We start from the raw sequence: 15,299 nt of genomic DNA, 5'->3' as shown, positions 1-15,299 counted from the left end.
GAACACCGTCCTGACATCATGAATAAGGTTTTGATTCTGGGGGGCACTGGCGAGGCCAGCGCCCTGGCCCGTGCCATGGCCACGCGGGGCATCCGCGCCCTTTTCAGCTACGCCGGGCGGGTCAAGCACCCCAAACCCCAGCCGCTGCCCACCCGCGTGGGCGGCTTTGGCGGCGTGGCGGGGCTTTGCGCGTTTATCCAACGCGAAGGCATTACCCACCTGGTGGATGCCACCCACCCGTTCGCCGCGCAGATGAGTCACCACGCCGTTGAGGCCGCCAAGCTCTGCGATACGCCGCTCATCGCCCTGACCCGCCCCGCCTGGCAAGAGGTCGAAGGCGACGACTGGCAGCGTGTGGCAAGCCTTGGCGCCGCCGTAAGCGCCCTTGAAGGGCCGCCCCAGCGCGTGCTGCTGGCCATTGGCCGCCAGCACCTGGCGGCCTTCAGCGCCCAGCCCCAGCATCACTACGTGCTACGCATGGTCGATGAACCCGAATGCCCACCGCCGCTTGCCCACCACACCGTGTTGGTCGACCGCGGCCCGTTCACTTTGGAAGGCGATCTGGCGCTGCTTGAGCATCATCGAATAGAGCGCATCGTGTGTAAAAACGCCGGCGGCACCGGGGCGGCGGCCAAGCTCGCCGCCGCCCGCCAGCGGCAGCTGCCCGTTACCTTGATCGAGCGCCCTCACCGGCCGCCACGTTTAGAGGCGCACGCGGTGGACGACGTGCTGGCCTGGCTCGCTCAATCTATTGATCGCGGCGTATAAACCAGCGGTGCGCCATCTCGCTCGATCAAGCGCGTTTGCCTGGAGCCAACGATCACCAGGGTGCGCATATCCGCCATCTCCGGGGTGGCATCCGCAAGTGTAACCACGCGAATCGACTCCTCGGGCGTGGAAACGGCCCGGGCGAAGATGATCAGCCTCTCGGGCTCGCACTCTTCACTCAATACGTTGAGGGTGCGCTCGAACCCGACGGGGCGCGATTTCGAGCGCGGGTTATAAAACGCCATGGCGAAGTCCGCCTGGGCTGCCAGGCGCAGGCGTTTTTCGATCAGCGCCCAGGGCTTTAAATTGTCGGATAAATTGATGCAGCAGAAATCGTGGCCCAGCGGCGCCCCGGCGCGGGCACTCGCTGCCAGCATGGCGGAAATACCCGGCAGCACCTGAATATCGAGCGCGCGCCACTCGGGGTTGCCGGCCTCCAGCGCCTCGAACACCGCCGCGGCCATGGCGAACACGCCGGGGTCGCCGGATGAGACCACCGCCACGCGCCGCCCTTCCAATGCCATTTGCAGGGCGGCCTCGGCCCGGCGAATCTCCTCGCGGTTGTCCGAACCGTGGCGGGTCAGGCCCGCCCGCGGGGCCACGCGGTTCACGTAGGGCACGTAGCCGACAACGTCCGTGGCCTCTTTAAGGGCGGCGGTGACTTCAGGGGTAATCATCGCCTCCGCCCCCGGCCCCAGGCCGACGATCTTGACCCAGCCGCTCATGGGCGCCGTCCGCTGCCGTGAATCAGCACGATCGAGAAGTACGGCACGCGCTCCCCGGCCTTTGCTAAAGGCACCACGCGCTGGTTCTCCATCGCGGCGTATTCGATCAGCCAGGCGTGCTCATCCCGGCCCGCGCTTTTGAGCGCTCGGCGCAGCTTGGCCAAGTGGCGGCCGATTTTCATCACCACCAGCGCATCGGTTTGCGCGATACGCTCGGAAAGCGCGTCCTCCGGCAGCGTGGCCATCGCCACGGTCAGCACGTCGTCGCCCCAGGTGATGGGTTGGCCGGTGGCGGTCCAGGCGGCGGACATACCGGTAATACCCGGCACCACATCGACCGGCACGCGGTTTAAAAGGCGCGTGTAGAGGTGCATGAACGAGCCGTAAAAGAACGGGTCGCCTTCGCAGAGCACCACCACGTCGCAACCGGCGTTACTCATCTCGATCAGCTGGGCCACGCTTTGCTCGTAGAAGGTCGCCAGCAGCGCGTTGTAGCGCGGGTCGTCGAAGGGGATCTCGGTGGTGACCGGGTACTCCATGGCAAGCTCGACTACATCAACTGCCAACAGCCCCTCAACGATGCTGCGCGCGTGGCCCTTTTTGCCCTTCTTGTGGAAGTAGGCAATGTGGGTGGCGCCACGAATCAGCCGGTCGGCGCGCACGCTCATCAAATCCTGGCAGCCCGGCCCCAGGCCGACGCCGGTGATGCTCCCTTGAGTCATTCGATGCGATCCGCCAGGGCGTTGATCGCGGCCACCGTGACCGCGCTACCACCCAGGCGCCCGCGCACGATGCAACCGGGTATCTCAGGGGTTTGCCAAAGCGCCTCCTTGGACTCCGCCGCGCCGACGAAGCCCACCGGGCAACCGATCACCGCCGCCGGGCGCGGGCAGCTGGGGTCTTCCAGCATGTTGAGCAGATGAAACAGCGCCGTGGGTGCGTTACCGATGGCCACCACCGCGCCTTCCAAATGTGGGCGCCAGAGTTCCAGCGCGGCCGCCGAGCGGGTGTTGGCCATCTCTTTAGCGAGGTTGGGCGTGCGCTCATCGTGCAGCGTGCAGATCACCTCGTTGCTGGCGGGCAGGCGCGTGCGGGTAATGCCTTCCGACACCATGCGCGCGTCGCATAGAATCGGCGCGCCGGCCTCCAGCGCGGCGCGCGCCTTGTTCACCGCGCCGGGTTGGAAGTGGATATGCGCGGCCAGTTCGACCAGGCCCGCGGCGTGAATCATGCGCACGGCGACGACCTCTTCCTCCGCGCTGAAGCGGTCAAGCTCGGCTTCACGGCGGATGATCGAAAACGACGCCCGGTAGATCGCCGGGCCGTGGGTTTCATAGGTGTAAGGCACCCAGCTTCTCCAAAGTGTTCAATACGTCAGGCTCGTCGAGGCCGCACGCCGCCGGCACTGCGTCGGCGCGCTCGTTGGTTATTAAATCGAACCGCCCGTCGCGCCCCACCAGGCACACCGCCGCCGGGTGCTTGCGCGCGCATCCCTTGGCGCAGCCGGAAATATGCACGCTTTCTGCTTTAATGCCGGTCAGGCGGCAGGCTAAGGCTTGGGTTTCGACGCTTGCCTGGGCGCAGTACGGCGCGCCGGGGCAGGCATCGATTAAAAGGCGCGGGTCGTCGTCGCGGACAATGACATTCTCTAATACGGGCAGCTGCGCAAACGCCGCGCCGGTGATCAGCAGCCGCCGCCAGGGCGTGACCTGCAGGGTGCACTGGGTAAAAGGCGTGACCAGCGCGCGAAGCTCCCGGGCGCTCACCCGGCCAAGGGCGAGGCCCACCACGGCGCCCAAAGGGTGATCGCCCAGGGGCAGCTTTTCACCTGCGCCTGCCGGGCAAGCGTTTTGGGGCGCCCACACCGGCAGCGCCGCGCAGTGGCGGGCCATGCGTTTGGCCTCACGCCCGCCGCTTTCCACGAACCAGTGCGAAAGCTCAATCACTAGTTCCACGGCAGCCTCGATGCTCGGCGCGAGCGTGCCCCTGGCGCGGCCTTCGCAGCGCACCAGCAGCGCACCGTTCTCGCTTCGCTCGATGCGAAAATCCGCGGGGCTTTCCTGGAGTACCGGCGCGGGCCCCAGGTCGACCGCGATGCCCACCTTGGCGGGAAGCGCGGGGAACCCATGGCCCCGGGCGCTTAGAAGGCGCGCCGCGCGGCGAGTGTCGTCACCTTCTTTACCGCCGGGGGCCAACATCATGGGCGGTACGCGCTCCGCGTCCGGGTTCTGGCTTACAAGGCCGTGCTCGATTAGAAAATCCATCAGCGGCGGCCAGGTGGCTTCGCTTACCCCGCGCAGCTGCAGGTTGGCGCGGTTGGTCAGCTCGATCAGCCCGCTGCCAAAAAGGTCAGCGGCCTCGCAAAGCGCCAGCGCTTGAAACCGGGTTAGCTCGCCCTGGGGGGCGCGCACGCGCACCAATAGACCGTCGCCGGTGGCCATGGGCCGCCAGGCGCCGGGGCACCAACCCTTGATTTGCGGTACGCGGCTCACCGCCCGCCCCGCTCTTTGGCTTCGTCCATTTCCAGCAGTAGCTCACCCAGTTTTTCAGCCTGCTCGCCGGGCGCCTGCCACATGCCGCGCTGGACGGCCTCCATCAGCCGTTCGGCCATCTCGTCAAGGGCGGCCGGGTTATGCTCACGCAGAAACTGCTGGTTGGTTTCATCCAGCACCAGCGCCTGGCTCACCTGGGCGTACTGGTAGTCCGCGATCAAATCCGTGGTGGCGTCATAGGCAAACAGGTAATCGATCGTGGCGGCCATTTCAAACGCGCCCTTGTAGCCGTGTTCGCGCATCGCCTCGATCCACTTGGGGTTCAGCACCCGGGAGCGAATCACCTTGGCGAGCTCCTCTTTCAGGGTGCGAATGGTAGGCATCGCCGGGTTGGCGTGGTCGGCGTGGTAGATGGCCGGTTGTTGGCCGCTGAGCGCGCGGCTGGCGTTGGCCAGGCCCCCTTGAAAGGCGTAGTAGCTGTTGGAATCGAGAATATCGTGTTCGCGGTTATCCTGGTTGTGCATCACCGCATCGAGCCCCTTCACCTGCTGCTCGAAGGCGGCGCGGGCGGGGGTGCCGGCGTTTTCGAACTGCCCGTAGGCGTAGGCGCCGGTACGCAGGTACGCCTCGGCCAAGTCACCCGCGCTTTCCCAGCTGCGGTTTTCGATCAGCCGGTTCAGCCCCGCGCCGTACTCACCGGGTTTGCTGCCAAATATGCGATAGCGCGCCTGCTCACTTGCCTGCTCCTCGTCCAGCCCCTGGGCTTTTAGCTCTTCGGTGCGGGCGAGCACGGCCTGGCGAATCGTGTTGCTGTTGCCGGGCTCGTTGTAGTCGGCCACCGCCTGTACCGCGGCGTCGAACAGGCGAATTACGTTGGGAAACGCATCGCGGAAAAAACCGGAAACCCGCAGCGTGACATCGACCCGGGGGCGGTTCAAAAGCATCGCGGGGATGACCTCGAAATCGATCACACGTTGGGAGCCCAGCGACCACTTGGGCCGCACGCCCATCAGCGCAAAGGCCTGGGCGATGTCGTCGCCGCCGGTGCGCATGGTGGCGGTGCCCCAAATCGAAAGCCCGAGCCTTCGCGGGTAGTCGCCGTGGTCCTGCAGGTAGCGCTCCACAAACGCCTGGGCCGATTTCTCGCCCAACTGCCAGGCCGCAGGAGAGGGGATCGAGCGGTTGTCCACGCTGAAGAAGTTGCGCCCGGTGGGCAGGGTATCGAGGCGCCCGCGGCTTGGCGCGCCGCTCGGCCCGGCGGGCACGAAGCGCCCTTCCAGGCCCGCGATTAGCGAGCCCAGCTCCATCGTCACGCCGCGCTGGAGCGTGGCCCAAAGCGTGCGACCAAAGGCGAGCTGCTCGGCGGTGGCCGGGTAGTCGCGCGAAAGCGCCTCCAGGCAGCCGTCTTGTAGTACGTAGGCGCTAACCAGCTGCTCGGCCAGAAGCTCCAGGCGCTCGCGGGTATCCGCGCCGCTGCGCCAGGGGCTTGCCAGCAGCGCCTTCAGCACGGTAGGTGTTGGGCCCGTCCAGGCTTCGCTGCCGGCGGCCAGCGGGTCAATCTCAAGGTTTAAATCATCGGCCAGGTTCTGCAGCAGGCTGCGCCGGGCCACGGCGTTGCCGCGGGGCAGGCGCAAAAGCGCGACCAGCGTGCCCGCGCGTTTTTCCACCGGCGGGTTGGTGCCCAGCACGTGCAGGCCGTGGCGAATCTGGCTCTCCTTGATATCGCACAAAAACGTGTCCAATTCGCTTAGCAGCTCAGCATCGCACTCGCCGCCGCAGTCACCACCTTGGGCGAGCTCCTGGTCGATGCCGGAATCGCGCAGGTGCTTAAGAATTTGGCTGCGAATCAGCGCCTCGCGTCGGGGGTCCATGTCCAGCGCTTGGTAGTACTCGTCCGTCAGCGCCTCGAGCTCGGCCATGGGGCCGTATAGCTCGGCGCGGGCCAGCGGCGGCATCAGGTGATCGATAATCACCGCCTGGCTTCGCCGTTTGGCCTGGGCGCCCTCGCCCGGGTCGTTGACGATGAACGGGTAAAAGTGCGGCAGCGGCCCCAGGGCTATTTCCGGCCAGCACTCACCGCTTAACGCCGTGCTCTTGCCCGGCAGCCACTCAAGGCTTCCGTGCTTGCCCACGTGAACCACCGCTTCTACCCCGTAGTGCTCGCGCAGCCACAAATAGAAGGCCAGGTAGCTGTGCGGTGGCGCCAGCTCCATATCGTGGTAGGACTGGGTCAAGTCGTCCGCGAAGTCGCGCTCGGGCTGAATGCCGACGAAGGTTTCACCCAAGCGCACGCCGGCAATCATTAGCCGCCCCTGGCGGTACTTGGGGTCGTCTTGTGGGGCGCCCCAGCGCGTGGTCACCGCCGCGCGAAGACTTTCAGGCAGGGTCTCGAACCAGGCCAGGTACGCGTCCACGCCGATGCTCTGCCAGCAGCCGCGCACCTCAAACCCTGCCTGGTCGTTGGTGATCGAGCCCTGAAGCAGGCCAATTAATGCGTCGCCGCTTTCGGGAAGGCCCGCCACCGGGTAGCCCGCTTGCTGAAGGGCGGTCAAAATATTGAGCGTCGAGGCCGGGGTGTCGAGCCCCACGCCGTTGCCGATGCGCCCGTCCCGGTTGGGATAGTTGGCCATGATCAGCGCCACGCGCTTTTGGGCGTTGGGCGTTTCGCGAAGCGCCAGGGTGCGCCGGGCGAGTTGGGCCACGAAAGCGGCGCGCTCGGTATTGACCGCGTGATGGGTGATCGAGAGCTGGCAGCGCTCATTGAAATGGGCCTCGGCCTTGAAGCCCACGGCCCGGGTAATCACCCGGCCGTCCATTTCCGGCAGCACGATCTGCATCGCCACGTCCCGGGCGCGAAGCCCGGCGCTGGATGCCTCCCAGTCCTCAACAGTGCTGCTGGCAAGCATCGCTTGCAGCACGACGGGCTGGCCGCTAAACAGGCTCTCGTCGGGGGCGACCGTGGCGGACTCGGCGCCCGCCTCGTCGCTGTTGCGGTTGACCGAAAAGCTCGTGGTATTGATCACAAGCCCCGCGCCGGTCGCCTCGATCAGGTGATTGACGAACTCGATACAAGCGCGTTCCTTGAGAGACGCCACCGCCACCGCCAGCGGCGAAAGCCCCTCGGCTTCAAGGGCTTCAAGCATACCGTCGACCACGCCGGTATTGCCGCCCTGCAGGTGGCTTCTATAAAACACCAGCACGCAGGTCGGGCCGTCGCCGCGGGTTTTGCGCCACTCGTGAAGGCTGCCCGAGGCCTGAGCGCCTTGCGGGGCGTAGATCACCGCCGGCGGAACGACCCGCGGCTCCCGCCAGGTAAAATCCTCTTCAAGGCTTTGGGGCATACAGTTCGCGGCGATAAAGCGTAGAAGCTGCTCGGCGTTGTCCACGCCGCCTTCGCGAAGAAAACGCCAGACCCGGTAGGCGTCATCAAAGCCCACGCTCGACTCGCGCAGCAGCGCATCGTCCGGCGCGTCGCAGCCGGGCACGACAATGAGCGCTCGCTCAGAACCCGCGGCCTGCCAGGCAAGCAAACGCTCGAAGCCGTACTGCCAGTAACCCTTGCCGCCCAAAAGCGAGACCACGACCACTTTGGCGTGCTCCAGCACCTTGTGCTCGTAAAGGTCAAACGCCGCGGGCTTGGCCAGGTTCATCCAGTTGGCCAGGCGCAGGCTCGGGTAGGCCTCACCCAACCGATCAGCGGCCTGAGCCAGCGCCGAAAGGTTGCTATCGGCGGCGGAGAGAATCACGACCTCAGAAGGGCTTTGCTGTAAATCGACGATGCCTTCATCGTCGACAAAGCCCCCGGGCTTGGCGGCAAATAGATGCATCAGGCGCTGGTCGTCATCTCGCTATCGGCCAGGGCCTTTTCGATCGCGGCGCGGTCAAGGTCGTGGCCGATGAACACCAGCTGGGTCTGGCGCGGCTCGTCTTGCGCCCACAGGCGGTCGAAATAGCCGTCCAGGCGCTTGCCCACCGCCTGCACCACGCGGCGCATCGGCTTGCCCGGCACCGCGGCAAAGCCCTTGGCGCGGTAAATTTGCTGGGTGTTCAGAAGGGTTTGGAGCGCCGCGTCCAGGGCGGTGGCGTCGACTTCGCCCAGGTTAATAACACAGGAGTCGAAATGATCGTGGGCATGGTCGTGGTGGGCGCCCTCGGCGTGGTGCTTGTCGTGGTGGTTGGTGATCGCATCGATCCCCTCCTCGCTTGCCGCACCGATGCCCATCAGCGCCTCCAGCTGCGCGACGTTGTCGGCAAGCGTGGGGTCGATGAACAGCGTCTTGACCGACTGGGGGACCTTGGCGGCGATCAGCGCTTCGACGCGCAATTTTTCGTCTTCGCTTAGAAGATCGGTTTTGCTCACCAGTACGAGATCCGCGGCGCTTAGCTGATCATCCAAAAGCTCTTGAAGGCTGGGGTCGTGGTCGAGGCTCTCGTCCGCGAGGCGCTGGGCGGCCACGCGCGCTTCGTCGTGGGCGAAGCGCCCGGCGGCGACGGCGGGCCCATCGAGTACGGTAATGATCGCATCCACGGTGCAGTGCTGGCGCACTTCCGGCCAGTTGAACGCCTGCACCAGGGGTTTGGGCAGCGCTAAACCGCTGGTTTCGATCAGGATATGGTCGATCCGGTCGCGCCGCTCGACGAGCTTTTTCATCACCGGCAGAAACTCTTCCTCCACGGTGCAGCAGATGCAGCCGTTGGCAAGCTCGTAAATACCGTCGTCATCACCCTCAAGTGCTGCGCCTTCGGCTCCGGGTTCGCAGTCGAGCGCGCAGCTGCGCAGAAGGTCGGAGTCGATATCCTGCTCACCGAACTCATTGACGATCACGGCGATGCGCTTGCCGGTCATGCGGCGCAGGATGCTTGCCAAAAGCGTGGTCTTGCCGCTGCCCAGAAAGCCGGTGACGACGGTGGCGGGGATTTTGCTCAGCTGTACGTTAGGAGTTGGCATTCAAGGCCTCGCGGGATAGCGGTTCACTGGCCGTAAGGCGCGCGGAAAAAAGCGCGGCCACGGCCTCGGGGTTGTTCGGGAAAAACAGGTGCAGGTAGGTCGCCGTCAGGCGGCGTGCGCGGTAAATCGCCTCGCCGGGGGCCGGGTGGCGCTGGCGGCGCCCATAAGCCACCGGTTTTGGGGTGCCTTCGGCCATGGAGCGGTGGTGGGCGTGGCCGCGAATGTCGCCTTCCGGCAGGGCCGCGGTTTGCATCCCCTGGCAGCCGCGCCGCCCGCGCATTGCCCCGTGGCCAGGTAGCAACCCAAGCAGGCTGTGGCGCTCCTCGTCGTAGTCGGTCAACGTTTCGAGGCTATATAAAAGCCCCCCGCACTCGGCAAGAATCGGCTTATCTGATTCGAAAAACCCGTGAATCGCCGCTTTCATGGCGTGGTTGTCCGCAAGCGCGGCGGCGTGAAGCTCCGGGTAGCCGCCGGGCAGCCATAAAGCGTCGCACGCCGGTAGCGCTTGATCAGCCATGGGCGAGAAAAAGCGCAGCGTCGCGCCCATCTGCGTTAAAACGTCCAGGTTCGCCTGGTAGATAAAGCTGAACGCGGCGTCCCGGGCGACGCCTATGGTGCGGCCGGCAAGTGCCGGGGCAAGCGTAGGCGGTGCGTCCTGGGGCGCTGCGAAGCTGACCGGTGCAAGGGCGCTTAGCGCCTCCAAAAACCCGGCGGCTTCCATCGCCGCAGCGCCGGCCTCGAAACGCGCCTCGAGCTCATCGCGGATCTCATCCGCCTGCACCAGCCCCAGGTGGCGCTCGGGAAGCGAGAGCGCCGGGTCGCGGGCGATGTTGGCCAGCAGCGGAATGTGCGCAGGAAGCGCGCCTTCGATGAGTTCGCGGTGGCGGGCAGTGGCGCAGCTATTGGCGATCAGCCCGGCGATGTTGATGTCGTCGCGAAAGCCCGCCAGCCCCGCCATCACCGCGGCGGCGGTTTGCGCCATACCCTTGACGTCCATCACCACGGCCAGCGGAATATTGAAAAGCGCGGCCAAGTCAGCGCTTGAAGGTTCGCCGTCAAAAAGGCCCATGGCGCCTTCGACGAGGATCAAGTCCGCATCGACCGCGGCTTCATAAAAGCGCTGGCGACAATAAGAAACGCCGGCCATCCATAAATCGAGCTGGTCCACCGGCGCCCCGCTGGCCTGGGCGAGAATCTGCGGGTCAAGATAATCCGGGCCGGTTTTGAACACCCGCACCACCTTGCCCTGGTTGCGTACAAGACGGGCAAGTGCGGCGGTCACGGTGGTTTTGCCCTGCCCGGATGACGGTGCGGCGATAAAGAGCGCGGGGCAACGAGCGGTACGCATCAGTATTCGATCCCCTTTTGGGCCTTCACACCGGCGCGGAAGGCGTGGCGCTCGTCGGCAACAACACTGATAGTATCGGCGATATCCTGTAGCGGCGTGGCCATGGTGCGCCCGGTGATGATCACGTTCTGGTGCGCCGGGCGGCTTTGTAACGCCTCGACCACCGGCGCCACGTCCAGGTAGCCGTACTTGAACATGTAGCTCATTTCATCGAGCACGATGATATCGACGTCCGGATTCTCCAAAAGCTCCTTCGCGACGTGCCAGGCGGCCTGGGCGGCTTTTACATCGCGCGCGCGATCCTGGGTCTCCCAGGTAAAGCCCTGGCCCATGATGTGCCATTCAAGACGCGGGTGGTCGCGAAAAAACAGGTACTCGCCGGTTTCCCGGCGCCCCTTGATGAACTGGATCACCGCGCCTTGCCGGCCGTGGCCAAGCGAGCGGGCAAGTGTGCCCAAAGCGGAGCTACTCTTGCCCTTGCCGTTGCCCTTTAAAAGGATCAGCACGCCGCGCTCTTCGGTGGCCTGGCTAATGCGCTCGTCGACCACTTCCTTTTTGCGCTGCATGCGGTTTTGGTGGCGCTCGATGCTCATGGGGTCTCCTGAAAAGGGAGGGGTTGATAGCGCGCGCCCAGCTCGCGGGCGAGCCGCTCGCCCTGGCCGCGCTTGACCCTGGCTTGTTCGGTGTCCAGCACCAGGCAGTCGCCCAGTGGCTTTAACCCCGCCAGGGAGTCGCGGGTGCGGCCATCGGTAATCAGGTAGGTCAAAACGTGCAGGCCGGGCTCGCGGCGCTGCCACTGGCGCACCAGGCGCCCGGCCTGCTCCACCGCCCGGCGAAGCGGGGTGCCGCCGCCGCTCGTGGCGTCGTCGAGTTTCACCAAAAGGCTTTTGGGCGCGCGCTGGCGGGCAAGTAGCGGTGTGATGGTGTCGTTGCCAAAGCCGAATACGGCCAGCTGCTCGCGGCCCCGATACGCCTGGCGGGTTAGCGCCTCGACAAAGCCCTTGGCGCGGCTTAAAAGCCGCCCGCCTAGGGTTGAAGACAGCGTCGAGCCCGAGGTATCCAGCAGCACCAGGTGAAGGCGCGGCTGGCCTGCCCGCGCCGGGCGGTAGCAAAGGGTTTGCCAGGGGCGCGCGCCGCGGTTGGCGACGATGGTCGCGAACGGGTCGAGCCGCGGTGTGGCCGCCGGGGCGCGCTTGAACGCGCCGCGGCCCCATTGGCAGCCCTTGCGCGCGCCGCCGTCCATCGGGTCGTTCAAGGCGCGGTTTACCGGGGCGCGTAAGGGCGCTTCCGGTATCATTGGGCCCGCCTCATTCGCCGCGGTTTGCTGTTTGACCGGCGCCATGGCGCCCCACTGGCCTGAATCGTCTGAGCCCGCATTATCGCTACCGCCCTGGCCCGCACCTGCGCCCGCCGCCTCGCCGCGGCTGCTCGTTGGCGGCGTGCTGCCAGAGCGGCTGTTCGGCTGGTTCCCCGAGCCGCCGCTTTCGCCGTCGTCGTTTGAATTTGGGCTTTCGTCCTCCGGGACGGTGCGCCGGTGGTCGAGCACCCAGGCGGCGACGGCGTCGATATCCCTTTGTTCGACCTCGGCTGCCTCGCGCCAGGCGGCGTGGGCCTGGGCGGCGCGGTGCCAGGTAACATCGGCGCGCAGCCCCTCGACCCCCGCCGCCGCGCAGCGTTTGGCAATCTGTTCATAGGCGGCGTCCGGTGTGATGACGCTATCAAGCCTTTGCTGGGCGCGGGCCACGCGCTCGCAAAGTTCACGCTGCTCTTGTAAAAAGCGCTCGGCAAAACCTTCAGGGTCACGGTCAAACGCTTCGCGCTGGCGCACGATGGCGATGCGCTCGGCAACGCTCGTCTCGCTTGGCTGCACCACGCTCAGGCCAAAGCGGTCCAGCAACTGTGGCCTGAGCTCGCCCTCCTCCGGGTTCATGGTGCCAATCAGGCTAAAGCGCGCCGCATGCGAATGACTCACGCCGTCGCGCTCGACGACGTTGGTGCCGCTGGCGGCGACATCGAGCAGCAGATCGACCAGGGTATCCGCCAATAAATTGACCTCATCGACGTATAAAATGCCGCCGTGGGCGCGGGCCAAAAGCCCTTCCTGAAAGTGGACCTGGCCGTCCGCCAGTACGCGGTTGACGTCCAGGCTTCCGGTCAGGCGCTCTTCGCTGGCGCCCAGGGGGAGTGTGACGAACGCCGCTTCACCGGCGGCGCTTTTGGGCAGCAGCGCGGCCAGCGCCCGGGCCAGGGTCGATTTGGCGCTGCCCCGCGGGCCGCTGATCAGCACCCCGCCAATGCGTGGGTTGATAGTATTGAGGATCAGCGCGGTCTTGAGCGCTTCATGACCCACGACGGCGGCAAAGGGAAACGTCGTCACAAGGGCCTCCCGGCATTTTGAGTGGGGGTCACCCGCGGCATGTAGACCGGCGCGCCGTCGATCTCGGCTACGCTGAGCCGCTGGCGGTAGAGCCGCTCCAGGGCGTCGAGCTCGAGTACCTCATTGCGCGGCCCGGCGCTGACCTCGCCATCCGGGTATAAAAGGAGTAAATGGCTGCACCACCGGGTGGCCAGGTTGAGGTCGTGCAGGCACATCATCACCGCCTTCCCCGCTTGGGCCTGCTCGGTCAACAGCGCCATGACCGCGCTCTGGTGGTGAAGGTCCAGGTGGTTGGTGGGCTCGTCCAGAAGCCATACCGCCGGGTTTTGGGTCAGCACCGTGGCCAGCGCCACCCGCTGGCGCTCCCCGCCGGAGAGCGTGGTGATCAGGCGCTTCTCCAGCGCGCTCAAATCGAGACGGGCCAGCGCCGCCTTCAGGCGCTCGATATCCTCATGGCTCTCGCGCTGCCAAAGCGACAGGTACGGGTGGCGGCCCATCATCACGCTCTCTTGTACCGTGGCGGGAAAGCCATCCATGCGCTCCTGAAACACCAGCCCTAGCCGCCTGGCGATATGGCGGCGCTTGAACGAGCCAAGCGGCGCGCCGTCGAGCTCGACGTGACCCGCCCGCGGCGCGTTCAGCCCGGCGAGCGTATGCAAGAGCGTGGTTTTGCCCGCCCCATTAGGCCCGAGTACGCCCCACACCTGGCCGGGTGCCACGCTCACCTCGATGGGCTGGCCGCTTACCCGGCCCGGAATCTCGAGCACCAGCCCCTTCGCACTCAAGGTGTTCATGGGCGGCTCCGGTAGAGCAGCAGCAAAAAGGTCGGCACGCCCAAAAGCGCGGTGATCACACCAACAGGCAGCTGCTCCGGGGCGATCAGCGTGCGCGCGAGCGTATCCGCCAGTACCAAGAGCGTGCCGCCGGCCAGTGCGCAGGCGGGTAGAATCCGGCGCTGGTCGTTGCCCAGCCCCAGGCGCAGCATGTGCGGCACCACCAGGCCCACGAAACCGATACTGCCCGCGGTGGTTACCGCCACCGCCGTCAGCAGGCTTGCCAGCACGTAAATGCCCCACTCCAGTGGGCGCACCGCCACACCTAAAGCGGCGGCCTGGTGCGGGCCGCGGGCCAGCACGTTCAGGCTTCTGCCCAGCGGCCATAAAAGCACGCAGGTAGCCAGCAACACCGCAAGCGGCGGCCAGGGCGTTCGCGCGTAGGCGAGATCGCCCATCAGCCAGTAGAGCATGCCGGGCAGGCGCTCGGCGGGGCTCATCGCGAGCATCAGGGTAATCACCGCGCCCCAGCCCGAGGCCACGACCACGCCGGTCAGCAAAAGCCGCGCCGGGGTCCAGCCGCCGCGCCCCTGGGCCAGGCCAAATACCAAAAGCGTCGAGACCAGCGCGCCGACAAACGCGGAGCCCGTGACCAGCAAGCCGCTGATACCCACGAGCATCGCGCCAAGCGCGCCAATGCTCGCCCCGCCGGAAAGCCCCAATACGTAGGGGTCCGCCAAGGGGTTTCGCAGCAGCACCTGCATCAACGCCCCGGCCACGGCCAAAAGCCCGCCGACCGCAAAGGCGGAGAACGCCCGGGGCAGGCGTAAATCCAGCACCAGGGTGCGCGAAAGCGCCTCGCCCCCGCCGGTGAACACTTTTAAAAGCTCGCCCACTCCTAGTGATGCGCTACCGCTGACGAGCGCCAGCCCCAACGCCAGCACGGCCAAACCGCCCAGTGCGACGGGCCAGGCGTTCAAGTAGCGTAGGCTCAAGGCGCACCCTCGGCGCGGGCGGTGGCCAGGTGCTCACACAGAAGACGCGCGCCTTCAGCCAGGCGCGGCGTGGGCCGCTGAATCAGCGAAGGCGGCACGAAATAGAGCCGGTCATGGGCGACCGCCTCGAGACTGGGGTACTGCTCCCAGTGAGTCAGCCAGTGGCGGTTCTCCTCGCCCATGCCGCCGGCGACGATCACCGCCGGGTCAGCGGCGAGTACCGCCTCGTCGTCCAGGCGCGGCACCAGCCGGCCCTGGCTTCCAAATACGTTGCGCCCGCCGCACAGGCGAATGACCTGGCCGATCAGGTGCTCGTCGTTCACGCTCATCAGCGGCGCGTCCCACACCTGGTAGAAGGTATCGACCGGGCGCTGGTTTGCGTACTGCGCTTCCAGCGCCGCCATCTCATCGCGAAAGCCCTGGGCGATTCGCTCGCCCTCGGCGTCGGTGCCGGAAAGCGCGGCGAGACGCTCGATGGCGCTGGCAACCCCTTCCACGCTGCGCGGCTCGATATAAAACACCGCCATACCCAGCGCCTCTAACGTATCGAGCTGCTCGGCGGGGTTGCCGGTCACCCAGCCAATCACCAGGTCCGGTTCGAGCGCCACCAGCGCTTCCAAATCCAGCCGGGTGTGACTGCCTACCGAGGCCACATGTTGCGCCTCGGGCGGGTAGTCACTAAACGACACCACCGCCACCACCTGCTCGCCGGCCCCGGCGGCGTAAACGAGCTCCGTCGCCCCCGGTGACAGCGCGGCGATGCGCTCGGCCGGGGCGCTCAAACACACCTCACGGTCGAGATCGTCCTGGGCGCACACCTCGGCTTGGGCGGTGGCGCTCATACAGAGCGCCGCTGCCAGGCCCAGAAGCCAC

Annotated in this window: 13 protein-coding genes; 1 reads left to right on the top strand and 12 read right to left on the bottom strand. The window is 66.2% G+C overall.

Features of this window, described 5'->3' with window-relative positions; translation table 11 throughout:
• Positions 1-18: 18 nt before the first annotated feature.
• Positions 19-768, top strand: coding sequence for a cobalt-precorrin-6A reductase (locus ACWHVV_RS07070; protein WP_447928698.1), 750 nt, complete (start codon positions 19-21; stop codon positions 766-768).
• On the opposite strand, the gene cobJ is transcribed toward ACWHVV_RS07070, so the two are convergent.
• Genes cobJ through ACWHVV_RS07010 form a run of 12 tightly spaced genes read right to left on the bottom strand, consistent with a single transcriptional unit; the run spans position 744 to position 15,268 of the window.
• Positions 744-1,493 (bottom strand): precorrin-3B C(17)-methyltransferase, encoded by a 750-nt coding sequence (gene cobJ / locus ACWHVV_RS07065; protein WP_447928697.1) that lies wholly within the window; start codon positions 1,491-1,493, stop codon positions 744-746. The genes ACWHVV_RS07070 and cobJ overlap by 25 nt on opposite strands.
• Complete coding sequence (cobI, locus tag ACWHVV_RS07060; protein ID WP_447928696.1) at positions 1,490-2,215, bottom strand: precorrin-2 C(20)-methyltransferase; 726 nt, start codon at positions 2,213-2,215, stop codon at positions 1,490-1,492. The genes cobJ and cobI overlap by 4 nt, the downstream gene beginning before the upstream one ends.
• Positions 2,212-2,841, bottom strand: a complete 630-nt coding sequence (locus ACWHVV_RS07055) for a precorrin-8X methylmutase (protein WP_447928695.1) — start codon at positions 2,839-2,841, stop codon at positions 2,212-2,214. The genes cobI and ACWHVV_RS07055 overlap by 4 nt, the downstream gene beginning before the upstream one ends.
• The gene (locus ACWHVV_RS07050; protein ID WP_447928694.1) at positions 2,825-3,985 is read right to left on the bottom strand and encodes a cobalamin biosynthesis protein CobG; all 1,161 of its coding nucleotides are present in this window, start codon (positions 3,983-3,985) and stop codon (positions 2,825-2,827) included. Before ACWHVV_RS07050 ends, ACWHVV_RS07055 begins: the two co-directional genes overlap by 17 nt.
• On the bottom strand, positions 3,982-7,812 hold the full coding sequence (gene cobN / locus ACWHVV_RS07045) for a cobaltochelatase subunit CobN (protein WP_447928693.1): 3,831 nt from the start codon (positions 7,810-7,812) through the stop codon (positions 3,982-3,984). The genes ACWHVV_RS07050 and cobN overlap by 4 nt, the downstream gene beginning before the upstream one ends.
• Positions 7,812-8,933, bottom strand: a complete 1,122-nt coding sequence (cobW, locus tag ACWHVV_RS07040) for a cobalamin biosynthesis protein CobW (protein WP_447928692.1) — start codon at positions 8,931-8,933, stop codon at positions 7,812-7,814. The genes cobN and cobW overlap by 1 nt, the downstream gene beginning before the upstream one ends.
• Positions 8,920-10,281 carry a cobyrinate a,c-diamide synthase gene (locus ACWHVV_RS07035; RefSeq protein WP_447928691.1) on the bottom strand — a complete coding sequence of 454 codons (1,362 nt, stop codon included), beginning with the start codon at positions 10,279-10,281 and terminating at the stop codon, positions 8,920-8,922. Before ACWHVV_RS07035 ends, cobW begins: the two co-directional genes overlap by 14 nt.
• On the bottom strand, positions 10,281-10,874 hold the full coding sequence (gene cobO / locus ACWHVV_RS07030; RefSeq protein ID WP_447928690.1) for a cob(I)yrinic acid a,c-diamide adenosyltransferase: 594 nt from the start codon (positions 10,872-10,874) through the stop codon (positions 10,281-10,283). Before cobO ends, ACWHVV_RS07035 begins: the two co-directional genes overlap by 1 nt.
• The gene (locus ACWHVV_RS07025) at positions 10,871-12,658 is read right to left on the bottom strand and encodes an AAA family ATPase (protein WP_447928689.1); all 1,788 of its coding nucleotides are present in this window, start codon (positions 12,656-12,658) and stop codon (positions 10,871-10,873) included. The genes cobO and ACWHVV_RS07025 overlap by 4 nt, the downstream gene beginning before the upstream one ends.
• Positions 12,655-13,452, bottom strand: a complete 798-nt coding sequence (locus ACWHVV_RS07020) for an ABC transporter ATP-binding protein (RefSeq protein WP_447928688.1) — start codon at positions 13,450-13,452, stop codon at positions 12,655-12,657. Before ACWHVV_RS07020 ends, ACWHVV_RS07025 begins: the two co-directional genes overlap by 4 nt.
• On the bottom strand, positions 13,449-14,426 hold the full coding sequence (locus ACWHVV_RS07015) for a FecCD family ABC transporter permease (RefSeq protein WP_447928687.1): 978 nt from the start codon (positions 14,424-14,426) through the stop codon (positions 13,449-13,451). The genes ACWHVV_RS07020 and ACWHVV_RS07015 overlap by 4 nt, the downstream gene beginning before the upstream one ends.
• Positions 14,423-15,268 carry a cobalamin-binding protein gene (locus tag ACWHVV_RS07010; protein ID WP_447928686.1) on the bottom strand — a complete coding sequence of 282 codons (846 nt, stop codon included), beginning with the start codon at positions 15,266-15,268 and terminating at the stop codon, positions 14,423-14,425. The genes ACWHVV_RS07015 and ACWHVV_RS07010 overlap by 4 nt, the downstream gene beginning before the upstream one ends.
• Positions 15,269-15,299: the final 31 nt, after the last annotated feature.

The sequence above is a fragment of the Vreelandella sp. EE27 genome (genome assembly GCF_968206495.1).
The sequence above is the reverse complement of the archived record's forward strand: the minus strand, read 5'-3'. Positions and strand labels throughout refer to the sequence as shown.

Excerpts from the sequence above, each read along its gene's own strand:
- ACWHVV_RS07070 (WP_447928698.1), top strand. The coding sequence starts at position 19 with ATGAATAAGGTTTTGATTCTGGGGGGCACTGGCGAGGCCAGCGCCCTG.
- cobJ (WP_447928697.1), bottom strand. The coding sequence starts at position 1,493 with ATGAGCGGCTGGGTCAAGATCGTCGGCCTGGGGCCGGGGGCGGAGGCG.
- cobI (WP_447928696.1), bottom strand. The coding sequence starts at position 2,215 with ATGACTCAAGGGAGCATCACCGGCGTCGGCCTGGGGCCGGGCTGCCAG.
- cobN (WP_447928693.1), bottom strand. The coding sequence starts at position 7,812 with ATGCATCTATTTGCCGCCAAGCCCGGGGGCTTTGTCGACGATGAAGGC.
- cobW (WP_447928692.1), bottom strand. The coding sequence starts at position 8,933 with ATGCCAACTCCTAACGTACAGCTGAGCAAAATCCCCGCCACCGTCGTC.
- ACWHVV_RS07035 (WP_447928691.1), bottom strand. The coding sequence starts at position 10,281 with ATGCGTACCGCTCGTTGCCCCGCGCTCTTTATCGCCGCACCGTCATCC.
- cobO (WP_447928690.1), bottom strand. The coding sequence starts at position 10,874 with ATGAGCATCGAGCGCCACCAAAACCGCATGCAGCGCAAAAAGGAAGTG.
- ACWHVV_RS07020 (WP_447928688.1), bottom strand. The coding sequence starts at position 13,452 with ATGAACACCTTGAGTGCGAAGGGGCTGGTGCTCGAGATTCCGGGCCGG.
- ACWHVV_RS07010 (WP_447928686.1), bottom strand. The coding sequence starts at position 15,268 with ATGAGCGCCACCGCCCAAGCCGAGGTGTGCGCCCAGGACGATCTCGAC.